General features: G+C 70.3%; 11 protein-coding genes. 6 read left to right on the top strand and 5 right to left on the bottom strand.

Going from position 1 to position 13,471, the window contains the following annotated elements:
- The first annotated feature begins 173 nt into the window (after window positions 1–173).
- Entirely contained in the window at window positions 174–350 is a 177-nt protein-coding gene (locus WME82_RS41495; protein ID WP_437794241.1) for a hypothetical protein, read from the top strand.
- A gap of 109 nt (window positions 351–459) precedes the next feature.
- Here the strand turns inward: WME82_RS41495 and WME82_RS41490 are convergent, their stop codons facing one another.
- Window positions 460–1,554 (bottom strand): IS1 family transposase, encoded by a 1,095-nt coding sequence (locus WME82_RS41490; protein ID WP_438044980.1) that lies wholly within the window; start codon window positions 1,552–1,554, stop codon window positions 460–462.
- A gap of 375 nt (window positions 1,555–1,929) precedes the next feature.
- Between WME82_RS41490 and WME82_RS41485 the strand changes: the two genes are divergently transcribed.
- Window positions 1,930–2,793 carry a GGDEF domain-containing protein gene (locus WME82_RS41485; protein WP_438039821.1) on the top strand — a complete coding sequence of 288 codons (864 nt, stop codon included), beginning with the start codon at window positions 1,930–1,932 and terminating at the stop codon, window positions 2,791–2,793.
- Between the two features lie 459 nt (window positions 2,794–3,252).
- On the opposite strand, the gene WME82_RS41480 is transcribed toward WME82_RS41485, so the two are convergent.
- Window positions 3,253–3,468, bottom strand: a complete 216-nt coding sequence (locus tag WME82_RS41480; protein ID WP_438039820.1) for a hypothetical protein — start codon at window positions 3,466–3,468, stop codon at window positions 3,253–3,255.
- A gap of 450 nt (window positions 3,469–3,918) precedes the next feature.
- Here WME82_RS41480 and WME82_RS41475 point away from each other — a divergent pair, with 450 nt between their 5' ends.
- The gene (locus WME82_RS41475) at window positions 3,919–4,614 is read left to right on the top strand and encodes a nitroreductase family protein (protein WP_438039819.1); all 696 of its coding nucleotides are present in this window, start codon (window positions 3,919–3,921) and stop codon (window positions 4,612–4,614) included.
- Here the strand turns inward: WME82_RS41475 and WME82_RS41470 are convergent.
- Window positions 4,611–6,209, bottom strand: a complete 1,599-nt coding sequence (locus WME82_RS41470; protein ID WP_438039818.1) for a protein kinase domain-containing protein — start codon at window positions 6,207–6,209, stop codon at window positions 4,611–4,613. The genes WME82_RS41475 and WME82_RS41470 overlap by 4 nt on opposite strands.
- Before the next feature lie 748 nt (window positions 6,210–6,957).
- On the opposite strand from WME82_RS41470, the gene WME82_RS41465 reads away from it, so the two are divergent.
- Both WME82_RS41465 and WME82_RS41460 read left to right on the top strand, forming a co-directional pair.
- A complete protein-coding gene (locus tag WME82_RS41465; protein ID WP_438039817.1) occupies window positions 6,958–7,932 on the top strand; it encodes a hypothetical protein in 975 nt (324 codons plus the stop codon).
- A gap of 132 nt (window positions 7,933–8,064) precedes the next feature.
- Window positions 8,065–10,419, top strand: a complete 2,355-nt coding sequence (locus WME82_RS41460) for a helicase-related protein (RefSeq protein WP_438039816.1) — start codon at window positions 8,065–8,067, stop codon at window positions 10,417–10,419.
- Between the two features lie 83 nt (window positions 10,420–10,502).
- On the opposite strand, the gene WME82_RS41455 is transcribed toward WME82_RS41460, so the two are convergent.
- A complete protein-coding gene (locus tag WME82_RS41455; protein ID WP_438039815.1) occupies window positions 10,503–11,579 on the bottom strand; it encodes a TIR domain-containing protein in 1,077 nt (358 codons plus the stop codon).
- A gap of 251 nt (window positions 11,580–11,830) precedes the next feature.
- Between WME82_RS41455 and WME82_RS41450 the strand changes: the two genes are divergently transcribed.
- Complete coding sequence (locus WME82_RS41450) at window positions 11,831–12,517, top strand: queuosine precursor transporter (RefSeq protein ID WP_438039814.1); 687 nt, start codon at window positions 11,831–11,833, stop codon at window positions 12,515–12,517.
- An 8-nt stretch (window positions 12,518–12,525) separates the two neighbouring features.
- On the opposite strand, the gene WME82_RS41445 is transcribed toward WME82_RS41450, so the two are convergent.
- Window positions 12,526–13,419, bottom strand: coding sequence for a hypothetical protein (locus WME82_RS41445; RefSeq protein WP_438039813.1), 894 nt, complete (start codon window positions 13,417–13,419; stop codon window positions 12,526–12,528).
- Window positions 13,420–13,471 lie beyond the last annotated feature (52 nt).

The following is a 13,471-nucleotide window of genomic DNA, read 5'->3' as shown; positions in this document are numbered from 1 at the left end:
GGAGAGGTCAGAGACTCCGAGGCGCGGCGTGATGCCCAAGCTTGCAGGCATCACGCTGGAGGGCACAGGTGCACCCTTTCCACACGGAAAGATACGCCCTCGCCGCGCAGCACGCAAGCGCGTAACGACCTCGCCGGACAGGTGCCGGTGGGGTCTTCATGGAGGCGTACGCCGTGCGTAGCCCGATTCTCCGGACATTCGTGTGGGCCGCGGGTCAGGATGATGCTCCTGACTCGCAGAACGTCGACCCGCTCCCGCCCGCGCCGCTGATGCGCAGGGAGCCCAACCGGAAGCAGTTCCGCCCGAAGCCGCCGCCTGCGCCGCGCAGGATCCGGCGGCAGAACGAGTAGCGAGCGACCGCCCGGGGAGCGAAGGTGCTAAGCCTTCGCTCCCCGGTGCGCGGGTCGGCACTGGCCATGGCCCACCAGTGGCAAGCTCATCAGCGGGGCGGGGCGGGATTCATTGAATCCCGCCATCATCGCCTCCGATCGGCGACTCTGGCTCACCGAACAAGCTCAACTGCATCATCCTGCGGCGCTCAGGCGGCGGCTGTGACGGCGGGGGTTCCGGCTCCGGCGACGCCGCTACTGGCACCACGGGCGGCGACTGCGGAGCGGTCGGCGCTGACGTCGCGGGCCCGCCCGTGACGAGGCGGAGCCAGCCCTTCCCACCGGGTAACTGCCGGACCGGCCCGGTCTGCGCCGGCAGGGTGAGCGCCTGCGGGACCGGCGGCGCGGCGGCTGGCTCCGCCAGCGCGGCCCGGACCAGGTCCTCGACCGACCAGAGCTCCGCGGCGACGCCAGCGGCCATCGCGGGCGACACACGTAGCGAGGCGTGGATCCTCGTCAGGTTGTACGCGCAGACCGAGAGCGAGACGGCGGCGCGATGGCTCCTCTGTGTCTTGCTGAACGACAGCGCGAGCCGGCGCTTGCGCCCGTTGATGTGCCGCGCGGTGAGGTGGTACCGCTCGACGCCCGACGTGCTCATCCGCTTCGGATCGGGCGCGCCGAACACGGCCGTCTTGCGGATGAAGCTGGCATCGCGCGCGGGCTCGTACTTGTGGTCCGGGCTCTTGTTGTAGCCGTACTCCTTGATCACCATGGCGTAGTCCGCACAGCCGCGGAACGACGCGTCGACGGCGGAGATGTACACGGCGAGGCCGTCGCTGGTGATCTGCGGGACGACCAGCAGGCGGGCGCGCAGATCGGCCAGAAACGCGTTGGTCGTCGCCTGGTCGCGCTTCCCAACGGCGTAGGAGATCACCAGCTTCGATCGCCTCGCGAACGCGGTGAAGGTGAAGACGTCGCCGTACTCCGCCGGGTCCTCGGCCGTCACGCGCTTGTCCTTCTTCGCGATGAAGGACCACTGCTCGTCGAGCTCGATGTCGGGCTCGCACAGGCCCTGCACAAGCCGGTTGTGCAGGCGCGCGCAGCCCTCGCCGAGCTCCACGGCGAAGCGCAGGATCGTGCTCTTCGCGACGCCGGTCTGGCGCTCGACAGCGCGCACGCTCGTCCCTTCGACCAGCGCGGACGCGATGCGCACGCGGGTCTCCATCGGCAGCACGTTCGGCACGGGCCCCTTGCCTCTCCCCGAACGGGGGCCCATCATGCGCGTGCGACGTGCGCAGGGCGGCCCTACCGCTCGGCGTTCCGCAGCCTCCTTCCGGGTACCAGCCGGAGGGAGGCGCCTAGCTCAGAGCCTAGAATAGCATCGCAAGCCTATGTTTCCCGGCTTTTCTGCGAGGCTAGGACATGCGCTGTCATAGCCGCAGTGCTGGATCCAGCGGCAAACGTAGGGCTTTCGAGTCGGTCAAGTGGAGCGACGCGCAGCGTGACGCAGCCCGTTCTCGGGGCGGCTGGGAGCCTTGGCGGGCACCGGCGAAATGCAGGCCCGACGTAGCACGCCTCAGTTCGTGCTAACATCGTCCCCATGGGTCGGGTCGACGCACGTCTTCGAGAGATGCAGTTCCTCGCGCGGCTGGATCGCGAGGGGTCGCTAATATATAAGGAGCGATATGCGGGGACGCCCGAACAGCAGATGATCGTATCGCTGTTTGAGGGCGGCTATCTGAACGACGGGCTTGAGCAGGCATCGCGCGCCGCGTCCGACTATTTTTCGATAGCAGAAGGCGCAAAGCGCGCTCATATCACAATTCTTTTTGGCGAGCTTCTCGCTGGGAGGCCTGTTTCGCTGACCATCAGCCACAAGGGGCGCGTGCGCCTGTCCGAGCTTGAGCAGCAGCTCCGGACCGGGCGCGATCGCGACGAAACTGGCCTGCTTTGGGCAAAGCGTCACCTTGAGACAGACCTCGCCATCGCGCTCCTGTCAGCGAGCAACGAGGCACCACTGTCGGTCGCGTTCCTCGACATGAACGGGCTGAAGGCGATCAACGACACGCACGGGCACGCCGCGGGCGATGAGGCGATCCGGGCGTTCTTTCAGGCCGCGATGTCAACGCTTGGGCAGCACGGCGAAGCGTACCGCAACGGAGGCGACGAGGTCGTGGTCACCTTGCCGAGCACCACCGATGAGCGAGCTAGCAAGCTCCTCGGCGGGTTCGTGCGGCAACTCGGCAAGGAGGTACTGCGGCTCGGGGCAGGGGCCGATGTGACGCTCACTGCCTCGTGCGGGAGCGTGAGCACGGCGAACCCGGCCGAGGAAGCCAAGGCGCTCCTCGAGCGCGCGGACGAGGTGCAGTACCGCGCGAAGCGCAAGTCGAAGGAACAGTCGGCGCGGGCGAGTGCCATCGCCGTCGGTGCGGGTGAGGTGGCCACCTACGCGCCTGGGGCTTGATGTACGCACTGCCGGCGGAGGGGGAGCGAAGCGCTTACGACGAGGTGGTCGCAGTTGGAGCGGGGTGGTCGCGTTTCAGGCAAACGCGACCACTACCCGCCGCCCAGGCGCGGGCCGATGTCCGATATGCCGGGGCGCCTCGCCGCCCAGGCGCGGGCCGATGTCCGATATGCCGGGGCGCCTCGCGGCCCAGGCGCGGGCCGATGTCCGATATGCCGGGGTGCCTGGTCGAGCACGCGCCGGCCATGTCGTCCGGGCATTAGCACTGCTGAGGGAAGTCGGAGGGGGAAGCGAACGGCCATGACGCCAAGGGCGCCAAGAAACCAGGGAACTGGAGTTTCGAGGGGCTGGAAGCGCCGCCCCCAACCATCGCCGGACGTGTCGAGCCCGGGGTAACTCGCTCGTCGTGCAGCCCGGAGCGCACCGGTTCGGAGGACCCGGCGCGCTCCCCGCGGGGCTTCAGTGGTGGAGGAGCCACCGGGCGAGCGGCGCCCAGACCTGGTCGACGGCGTCCGCGGCGTAGAGCCGGTCGCCGTGCCCGAAGTCCTCGTCCTCGCGCGCGGGCGTGAGGCGCCTGACGACATGAGCGGTGACGTTCGTGGAGGCGATGAGCGTGGTGGTGTAAAGGCCGTGATCGCCGAAGCGGCCGGCGGCGCCGAGGTAGAAGAGCGGCACGTGGATGTCCTCCAGGTGATCGGCCAGCGGGAGGGGGGAGTCGCCGCACCGCCGAGGTCTGGGCGGACACGCCCGCCAGGGCGGGTGATGTCGACACGGCGGGCGCCTCTCGGCGGGTGCGGCCAAACCGCGGGTCCGCGGCCCGGCCGCGCGCCAGTTGCTTCGGCTCACCCTGGTGCCATTCGAGCGTGAGGACCCGCTGGCGGTGCACGATGTCCAGTGGTGCGCCATGTCAATGAATCACGAACCTGTTCGACGACTTGCCCGGGATGGTGGATGGCATGTTCTGCCCACTGCGATGTGAGATGAGATGCCCCTTGCCTTCCGGAACCCATTTGCTTTCACTCTCCGTCCGAGTCGGTTCCGCTCCGCCGCGCGGCGATTCGATCCTGGCCAAATCGTCGAATAGGATTGTAATTTCAATGAGCAGATCGGGAGAGGCAGGCGATCATGGACGTCTATGAGGCAGTCAGAAGCCGACGGGCGGTGCGCGGATTCACCGACCAGCCCGTCTCGAGGGAGGTGCTGGAGCGCGTGTTATCCGCAGCGGCTTGGTCGCCATCCGGATCGAACCTCCAGCCGTGGAACATCTACGTGGTGACCGGCGCGCCGCTGGCTGAGCTCAAGAGGCTCGCCGTGGCGCGCGTGGCTGCAGGCGACCCCTGGGACGAGCGGGAGTACGAAATGTACCCGCCGGGACTGAAGTCCCCGTACAGAGAGCGCCGATCCGCCTTCGGCAGGGAGCGCTACGCCTCGCTCGGCATTGCTCGCGAGGACTGGGAGGCGCGGCAGAGGGCCGCGATCGCCAACTGGGACTGTTTCGGCGCGCCCGCCGCCCTGTTCTGCTACATCGACCGTGACGTGGGCCCGGCCCAATGGGCCGACACCGGGATGTATCTGCAGACCGTCATGCTGCTGCTGCGCGCCGAAGCGCTGCACAGTTGCCCGCAGATGGCGTGGTCGCAGGTTCGCAAGACCGTCGCGCAGGTCCTGTCACCCCCGGACGGGCTCATCCTCTTCTGCGGCATGTCGATCGGCTACGAGGACCCCACGGTCGGTTACACCCGTACGGGCCGGGCGCCGCTCGACGAGACGGTCAAGTTCATCGACGGTTCTAGTTCGCGCTCTTCAGGGACGGGACACTAGAAGCCGAAGGTCGGATCCTTCTCGGAAGCGCCCTTGCTGGAGGGCGCCCCCTGAGAGGGCCGCCTGGCCGGGGGAGGCGCCTGCGGGCGCGCAGGCCTTGCCGTGGCCTTTGCGGCGCCGGGTTGGGGGGCGGCCGATGGGGGGGGCGCCGAGGCGGAGGCAGCGCTGGTCGAGGCCGACGATGCCGGCGTGGCGGGGACGGCGCTCGCGTCCGGCGGAGGCGGGGAAGGCACCTCCTCCACCCGTGTCGGCGGTGCGGCGGACTTTGGAGCGTGGGGCGATGACGTCGCCGCAGGGGCCGCGGTGACCTCGGGAGCAGGCGAGCGAAGCAGGACGACGGCGGCGATCCCCAGGCCGACCACGAGCACGCCGGCAGCCACGGCGAGCTTCGCCCGCGACGGGGCGCGACCATCCACGGGCGGGGACAGCGCGCCTCCCACGGCCTCCAGCGTGCCGCTGGCGGTCAGCGTGCCGCCCGCGGCCAGCGTGTCTCCCGGGCCCCCCATGCCTCCCGCGACCTGCGTGGGGTCCGCCACGACCGTCCCGCCCGCCGCCAGCGTGCCGCCGGCGGTCACCGCGTCGTCCAGGGCCACGGTGCCACCCCCGAGGACCGGCGCGACGCCGTGAGCCGGCGGGATGCCGAGAGCCTGCGCGATGCCGAGAGCCGGCGCGGCGCCGAGAGCCGGCGCGCCGCCGTGAGCCAGCGCCTCGGTCGAGTCCAGCGAGTCGCGCGAGTCCGGCACCGCCGTGCGCTGCACCGCCGCGGCGAACGCGCGGGCGAGCTCGCTCGCGCTCTGGAACCGCTCCGCGGGCTCGCGCTTGAGCGCGCGCTCCAGGAAACGATCCAGCTCGGGCCACAGCGCAGGCGCGAGCTGCGAGGCGACCGGAATGTCGCCCGTGCAGATCTCCACGAGCACGTCGCCGAGCTCTTCGCCGGGGAAGGGCAGCTGGCCCGTGAGGCACTGGAAGATGATCACGCCGAGCGACCAGAGATCGCTGCGGAAGTCGATCGTCTTGCTCCGGCGCACCTGCTCGGGGCTCATGTAGTGCGGCGAGCCGATGAGCGTGCCGGTCTTCGTCGCGTCGGCGGCCAGCCCGGTGCCGATCGCCTTGGCGACCCCGAAGTCGAGGATCTTGACGATCTCCTCGCCCTGCCGCGCGAGGAAGATGTTCGCCGGCTTGAGGTCGCGGTGGATGAGCCCCACCTCGTGCGCGCGGCGGAGCGCCTTGGACACCTGGCTCACGATGCCGAGCAGCTCCTCCGGCTCGAGGCGCCCGTGGCGCGCGAGGTACGCCGCGAGGTCCTCTCCCTCGAGCAGCTCCATCGCGAGGTAGGGCGTGTCGCCCTCGAGGCCGTAGTCGTAGACGTGGACCACGTGGGGGGTCCGGAGCTGGGCCGAGGCCTTCGCCTCCCGCTCGAACCGCGCGCGCGCGACGGGGGAGTCGGCGTGCTGCGGCATCATGAACTTGAGCGCGACCTCGACGTCGAGCTGGAGGTGCCGGGCCACCCAGAGAAAGCCCATGGCGCCGCCCGCCAGCGGCCGCTCCAGGCGATACTTCCCACCGACGACGCTCCCCGCCTCAAGCGACAGCATGCGATCGAGCCTTCCGCGTCCCAGCGTCGTTCCGTTCGGGCCTCCGCGGTCTAGCAGAGGCCGGGCCCCATGTCGTGCTCCTTACAGCGGCCGGCATCTCGCCCCATCATGCCACGGGCGCGGCGACGCGACGAAGGCCGAGCGCGAGCGGGCTGCTGTCGCATCTTCTCCTCCCCCGCATCGGCAGGCTTTTCGCCCGACCCCATGGGCGCTCCGCGACCTCGAGGCGAGGGGTCGATGTCGCTGAAGAGGGAGGAGCTGCTCTCGCCCAGGTGACCCAGGCTTCGCTCCGTGCATGCAATGATGGTGAAATTTTCCGACTGTTCAGGCGTTCGGCACCCGCCGATCGCCGACGCCGATGCAGTCCAGAGATAAGGGCGAGCTGCCGCGCTCGTCCGTGACACGGGCCAGCGCGCTGCGTGCGCAGGAGCTCGATCCCCAGCGTTGAGGCCCACGCCTTCGGCCGCCGCGTCCTTCGCGCTCTCCCCCGGTACGCGCACGCGCGCCCCGAACCTCCGCCCGACGAACTACCACTCTCGTGTCCATCGATTCGTGCCCCCCCAGTGCCGTGGCGGTACAGCGCTGAAGACGCGATTTCTGAATGACATCGACGCGGCGCATGTAACAACCCGATTCTCCTCCTCCCCATACGCGATGACGCTCTCCATCGCTTCGCAAAAACAGCATGCCCTGCGCGAAAATTGGCTTGCTGGCACGTTCGGTAAATCCCATTCTCGTCACCGCACCGATGCGCATCAGATACGACGCGTTCGGCAAGAACGTCTTACGCGAGACCCTCGCTCTCACCGGCGGCGCCGACACTCAGGTCGAGGTCATCTCAACTTCCCAGACCATGGACATCTGGTACGTGCCCGATCCCGCCCGCGCCGCGTTGCGCGCAGAGCTCGGCCTGCTCGGCGAGCTCGCGGCGGAGCCCTGCCAGTTCGAGCTCTTCCACGACACCCCCGGTCCGGCCGAGCTGCGCGGCTGCGTCCGCAAGCAGCTCCACTGGCACCACGAGCTCGAGCGCCGCGCTGGCGGCGCCGTGCCCTTCCCGCGGCTGTGCGTCCTCAGCAGCGGCCGGCCCGCCACCGTGCTCGACGCGTTCGGCTTCGACCCGGTGCCCGGGCGCCCCGGCCTCTACCGGGCCGCGCCGGGATGGCAGATCGACCTCGTTGCCATCGCCGAGCTGCCGCGCGTCCGAGACACCCTGCTCCTGCGCCTGCTCGGCGCACGCGCCGTGCTCCGCGATGCCATCCGTGAGCTCATCGCCCTGCCCGACGACGCCTGGGAGAGGAGCATTGCCTTGCCTTGGCTGGTACGATTGCGCTTCGAGGTCCCGGCCGAGCCCTCGGCGCGCACGACGGAAGACGCGGAAGAGGAGGAGATCGTGACAGAAGTTCAGCAGTGGTTCGAGCAGCTCAAGCAGTCGCTCCGCGACGAGGCGCGGAAGGAGGCCCTCCAAGAGGGGCGCAAGGAGGGCATCAAGGAGGGCATCAAGGAGGGCATCAAGGAGGGCATCAAGGAGGGCATCAAGGAGGGACAGCTTCGGGTGCTGGCGATGCAGTTCGAGAAGAAGCTGGGCCGACCGCTGACCGAGGTGGAGCACTCCGTGTTGGCTGAGCGGTTCGAGCGCATCGGTGCCGATCGCCTCGACGATGCCAAGCTGGCACTCCCGCCCGAGGCGCTCGCCGCCTGGCTCGCGGACCCGACGGCGCGCTGACACGATAGCCCGCGCCATCAGGCTCGGCGAGCCCGAGGACGAGCCCGCCTGGCCGCAAGGACCCGAGGCGCACGCCCTCGGCGCGTCGCGCGGGGGCGTAGCTGCGGCGTCCGGTACTAAGCTGCGTGCGCCATGGTCGACGCTTCCCCCATCACCGCCGTCCTGGGCCCGACCAACACCGGCAAGACCCACCGCGCCATCGAGCGCATGCTCTCGCACGACTCGGGCATGATCGGCCTGCCGCTGCGCCTGCTCGCGCGCGAGGTCTACGATCGGGTGAGCACCCGGGTCGGCGAGGCCCGCGTCGCGCTCGTGACCGGCGAGGAGAAGCGCGTCCCCAGGCGGCCGGACTACTGGGTGTGCACCGTCGAGGCGATGCCGGTCGATCTGGAGGTCGACTTCCTGGCCATCGACGAGATCCAGCTCGCCGCGCACGACCAGCGCGGCCACGTGTTCACCGAGCGCCTGCTCCTCTCGCGCGGCCGGCGCGAGACCTGGTTCCTCGGCGCCGACACGATGCGGCCGCTCGTGGCCGAGCTCGTGCCGACCGCCAGCATCGTCCAGCACCCGCGCCTCTCGCGGCTCGCGAGCGCCGGCGCCGGCAAGCTCTCGCGCCTGCCGCCGCGCAGCGCCGTCGTCGCGTTCTCGACCCCGCAGGTCTACGAGATCGCCGAGCGGCTGCGCGCGCAGCGGGGCGGCGCGGCCGTGGTGCTCGGCGCGCTCTCGCCGCGCACCCGCAACGCGCAGGTCGCCCTCTTCCAGTCGGGCGAGGTCGACTACCTCGTCGCCACCGACGCGATCGGCATGGGCCTCAACCTCGACGTGCGCCACGTCGCGTTCGCGGCGCTCCGCAAGTTCGACGGGCGCGCCGTGCGCGACCTCGACCCCGCCGAGCTCGCGCAGATCGCCGGCCGCGCGGGCCGGCACCTCGCGGACGGGACCTTCGGCACCGTCGCGCCGCTCTCGCTCCCCGACGGCGTGGCCGCCGCGATCGAGGCGCACCGGTTCCCCCCGGTGCGGCGGCTGCTCTGGCGGAGCAGCGAGCTCGACATGAGCTCGATCGACGCGCTCCTCGCGTCGCTCCGGGCGCGGCCGCGCGCCCGCTCGCTGAGGCTCGTCGACGACGCGGAGGACACGGCCGCGCTGGCGAGGCTCGCCGGGGACCCGGAGGTGCGAGCGCGCGCGCGGGGTGAAGAGGCGGTGGGGCTCCTCTGGGAGGTCTGCCGCATCCCCGACTTCCGCAAGCTCCTGTTCGAGTCGCACGTCGCGCTCCTCGCCGAGATCTACGGGCAGCTCTCGGGCCCGAGCGCGGCGCTCGACGCTGGCTGGATGGCCGCCCGGGTGGCCGAGATCGACGAGGTGGCCGGCGACATCGACACGCTGATCACGCGGATCGCGTCGATCAGGACGTGGACGTACATCTCGAACCACCCGCGCTGGGTCCGCGACGCGGCGGCGTGGCAGGAGCGCACGCGGGCGATCGAGGATCGCCTGAGCGACGCGCTCCACGAGCGGCTTGTGCAGCGCTTCGTCGAGCGGGGCGGCGGCGCGGCGCGCCGCTTGCGGGCGGCGTCGGGCGCGCGGGCGGCGTCGGGCGCGCGGGCGGCGTCGGGCGCGCGGTCGTCGCCGGGCGCGCCCTCGACGCAGCGGCGCGCGGAGGCCGAGCCGCCGGTGGTGCCGGAGGGGCACCCGTTCGCGCCGATCGCGGCGCTCCGGGCCCGGCTCGCGCCGGGGCCCGCGGCGCCCGCGCCCGAGGACGACTGGGCGCGCTGGGTCGAGGCGCTCGTCGGGGCGCCGCACGAGCGGTTCTCGGTCGACGTGGGCGGGCGGATCTTCGACGGCGAGCGGCTGCTCGGGCAGCTCGCGCGCGGCCCGACGCTGCTCCTGCCGGACGTGCGGCTCGCCGCGCTCGAGGACCTCGGCGCGGGGGCGCGGTCGCGCGTGCTCCGGCGGCTCGTGGCGTTCGCGCGCGATCTCGTCGAGGCGCTGCTCGCGCCGCTGCGCTCGCCCGAGGTGCGGGCGCTCCCGGGCGCGGCGCGGGGGATCGTCTACCAGCTGGAGCAGGGGCTCGGGACGGCGGCGGCGCGCGACGCGGAGGAGCAGGTCGCGGAGCTCGCGCCGGAGGACCGGGCGCTGCTCGCGGCGCGAGGCATCGAGGTCGGCGAGCGCGTGCTCTACGTGCAGCCGCTGCTCCGGCGCGGCGCGCTCGAGCGCCGCCTCGCGCTGTGCGCCGCCTGGTTCGACCGCGGCCGGGTGCCCGCGTGCCCGGCGCCCGGCGCGGTGTCGATGGCGGTCGCGCGGGGCGTGGATCCTAAGGCCTACGCGGCGATCGGCTACCCGGTGTTCGGGACGCGGGCGCTCCGCGCGGACGTGGCGGAGCGGGTGCTCCGGGCGCTCGCGAGCGGCGAGCCGGCGGAGCGGCTCTCGGGCTGGATGGGGTGCTCCGCGCGGGAGGCGCCGAGGGTGGCGGCGTCGCTGCTGGGGTAGGGGAGAGGAGAGGGGGCCGGCGACAGCCTCGCGAAACGACGCGCGCGTTGCGACAAGCATTCATCCTTGAGTCCCTCATCCCCTCACAAGCTGATTTCACAGGTAAGCTCGGGGGTATCGCTCGACTCGCCGTGCGTAATAGCCCAGTTGACGTCGCTCGACATAGCGCGTCGCACGATCTCCTCCATGACCCCTACAATCCACAAACGAAGCAGCACCGAAGGGGGCCCGAGATCTCCGATGGTCAGCACCACCTTCCAGGCAAATCCGGTGTCAACACGCCAAGATCCGGACGTAAAGAGGCACGACAAGATGCTGGTCGTATGGTGCAGGACGGGCACGACGCTCACCGTCGGCACCGCGTAAACTGGGCGCACGAACTGGTGCAGGTCGCCGCTGACCGCCAGTCGACCGAAGTCACGCCAGCGCTTGGGATCCCCCAGGACCAGCGACGTGGCGAGATCCATGTAGGTCGTGAGCGTCTCGAGATCGTATCTCGCGAGCAAATCGAGCGACTCATGGCGGAGGTCGTCGCGGCAGTGTTCGGGCATCTGCGCCACGACCAGGTCGCGTGCGCTCCTGCCGCGCTCGTCGATGAGCGTCCGATCCATGCTCCGCAGGACAACACCGCTTACCCGAACTTGTCCTGCGGCGCTCGCGCGGCGCGGCTGTTCCGGGGTGACGCTCGGCTGCGTGAGGCGCGCCGCGACGACGGCTTGCTCGATGCGCGCTGCAACGTCGGCCCAGGCGATCTCGGGGTTAGGAGAGCTTGCCAGCGGCTCGCCGCCCGCGGGGAGGGGCGTCAGGAACGCGAACGCCGCAGCGCTCCAGTCGCACGGGCGCAAGATGATCGGAATCACCCGCGCGCCGTCGCTGGTCAGCAGCCGCCGACGCGCCTGCTCGACGTCGGCGCCGCACTCGTCGTCGGCCAGGAAATCGGCGCTTACCAGCAGCAAGATGATACGGGCCTGCGCGAGCCGGGTGGCGGCCGCAGCGCTCCGTTCCTCGTCGGCCCCGGTCAGTCCTCTGTGCCAGGGACGGATGAGCCCCTGTCGGACGAGCGGGCCTAGATGGCTATCGAGGCGACACCTCAGCGCCTCGTCCGCGTGCGCATAGGAGATGAAGATATCGATCGCCAGATCGGCCACGCTCGCGAGCATACCAGGATCGGCGACGAACGCGCAGGAATTCGTCGCGTCTGCAAGGTCGATCCTGCTGGCCCCCGCGCCTGCCGACCGTGGCCGCGAGAGCCCGGAAAGGGGTGCGCCACGCAGCGAGCCTCGCGGGGTCGTCGTTGATTCTTTGTCCTCGCCGCCGGCGGCCATCTAGGCTCGCGGAGCCGTGCGATCGACCCTCCCGGGCTCAAGACCGCGGCGGTCCCCGAAACTGCCTTGAAAATGAGGCGATCCTCATGTCCGAATCGTCGCCCAGGAGCGCGAGCCAAGATCTGACGAGCGCCGTCAGGCCGGCGGCCATCGTCGTCATCTCGTTCTATATCGCGGCGCAGCTCATCAGTCAGATCGCAAGCCTCAAGATCGGCGTCGTCTTCTCGTTGGCCGTGGATATGGGGACCTTTATCTATCCCCTCACCTTCACCTTGCGGGACATGGTCCACAAGACCATCGGCAAGCGCGGCGCCCAGACGTTGATCCTTTGCGCCGGCGGGGCCAATCTCCTGATGGCCCTCTACCTTCTTTGGGCCGCACAGGTGCCGTCTGACCCGTCCTGGGGGCTCGGCGATCAGTTCTCGGCGATCCTGAGCCCGGTGTGGCGAATCGTGTTCGCGAGCATCGTCGCGGAGGTCGTGAGCGAACTGCTGGACACCGAGGTTTTCCATCGGGTCCGCGAGGCCTATCTGAGAAAAGCGGGCCCCAGGCGCCAGTGGCTCGCGGTCCTCGCGAGCAACGCGGTCAGCGTTCCGGTCGACAACCTGCTGTTTTGCTTCGGTGCCTTTGCCTTTGTGCTGCCGTTCGACGTGATCCGGCAGATCTTCGCCATCAATCTGGCGACGAAATTCGCCATGACCCTGATAAGCTTGCCTGGCATCTATCTCGTGCCCGACAAGAAGAGCGAGGAGGCTCCGGGGCCGCAAGCATAGCCCGCTGCTCAGGGCTTGCAGAAATCTTTGGCCGTCTGGACGGCGGCGACGGTGAGCTTCACCGCCTTCGCGCCGCCGGAGACGACGTACTCGGACGCCCCGTAGATGTCCGCGCCCGGCGCCCAGTTGTACGAATAGCCCAGCCTGGTCCAGGGAAAGCCCGTGGGCGTCTGACCCTTCTCCGGCACTTGCCACGACGACATCGCATGGTTCGTGAACCACCTGTAGTAATCGGCCGGAGCCGACGCAGACTGCTTTTCAGGCAGCTTCGTCCCATTGCAGGAGTCGGTGTCGACGCGGGCGTCCGTGCACGGGCGGAAGATGCTCGCGGCCGGCACCCCCGAGAACGTGACGAACTGCCGCTCCGTCGTGTCCGCGGGGAGCGGCGGCTGCGGGGCTGACATGCCGAGGACCTGGTGGATCTGGAGCACCACATCCCCTGTCCACGTCTTGCACTTGTTCTGGAGCTCGCCGTTGCTCGTGACCCACACGTCCCACTTCACGTTCACGGGCTGCTGCGCCACGTAGGCGCCGCACTTGTTCGGTCCGCCGTCGCCCCGGCAGCCGGCCCAGGTGGTCACGGTGTAGGTGCCGTTCGCGTCGGGCTTGAGCGGCACGAGCTTGCGCGCGGCAGAGGGCGTGACGACGGCGGACTTGAAGATCGCCTCGCTGTAGAGCGCATCGAGATCCACCACCGCGGGGGCCGCCGGGCCGGGCGCGGCTGTCGCCGGCGCGGTCGCGGATGGAGCGGGGCTCGTCGCAGGGTCCGCGGGCTCCGGGCCGGGTGATGGGGCGGTGGCCGCTGCGGGGGGCCGAGCCCCCGACACCGTGACGCACGCTCCGAGCGGGAGCAGGAACAGGCTTGTCATGGCCGCCGTCGCGGCGCGTGAGGATCGGATCATCTTCGCGGTTTCTCCTTGGTTGCCGAACAACACTATCCGACCTGCGGCGCCG

The organism is Sorangium sp. So ce128 (genome assembly GCF_051525245.1).
Classification (GTDB): domain Bacteria; phylum Myxococcota_A; class Polyangia; order Polyangiales; family Polyangiaceae; genus Sorangium; species Sorangium cellulosum_B.
The sequence above is the reverse complement of the archived record's forward strand: the minus strand, read 5'-3'. Positions and strand labels throughout refer to the sequence as shown.

Coding starts and splice junctions, on each gene's coding strand:
- WME82_RS41490 (WP_438044980.1), bottom strand. CDS start 1,554: ATGGAGACCCGCGTGCGCATCGCGTCCGCGCTGGTCGAAGGGACGAGC.
- WME82_RS41485 (WP_438039821.1), top strand. CDS start 1,930: ATGGGTCGGGTCGACGCACGTCTTCGAGAGATGCAGTTCCTCGCGCGG.
- WME82_RS41475 (WP_438039819.1), top strand. CDS start 3,919: ATGGACGTCTATGAGGCAGTCAGAAGCCGACGGGCGGTGCGCGGATTC.
- WME82_RS41470 (WP_438039818.1), bottom strand. CDS start 6,209: ATGCTGTCGCTTGAGGCGGGGAGCGTCGTCGGTGGGAAGTATCGCCTG.
- WME82_RS41465 (WP_438039817.1), top strand. CDS start 6,958: ATGCGCATCAGATACGACGCGTTCGGCAAGAACGTCTTACGCGAGACC.
- WME82_RS41460 (WP_438039816.1), top strand. CDS start 8,065: ATGGTCGACGCTTCCCCCATCACCGCCGTCCTGGGCCCGACCAACACC.
- WME82_RS41455 (WP_438039815.1), bottom strand. CDS start 11,579: ATGCTCGCGAGCGTGGCCGATCTGGCGATCGATATCTTCATCTCCTAT.
- WME82_RS41450 (WP_438039814.1), top strand. CDS start 11,831: ATGTCCGAATCGTCGCCCAGGAGCGCGAGCCAAGATCTGACGAGCGCC.
- WME82_RS41445 (WP_438039813.1), bottom strand. CDS start 13,419: ATGATCCGATCCTCACGCGCCGCGACGGCGGCCATGACAAGCCTGTTC.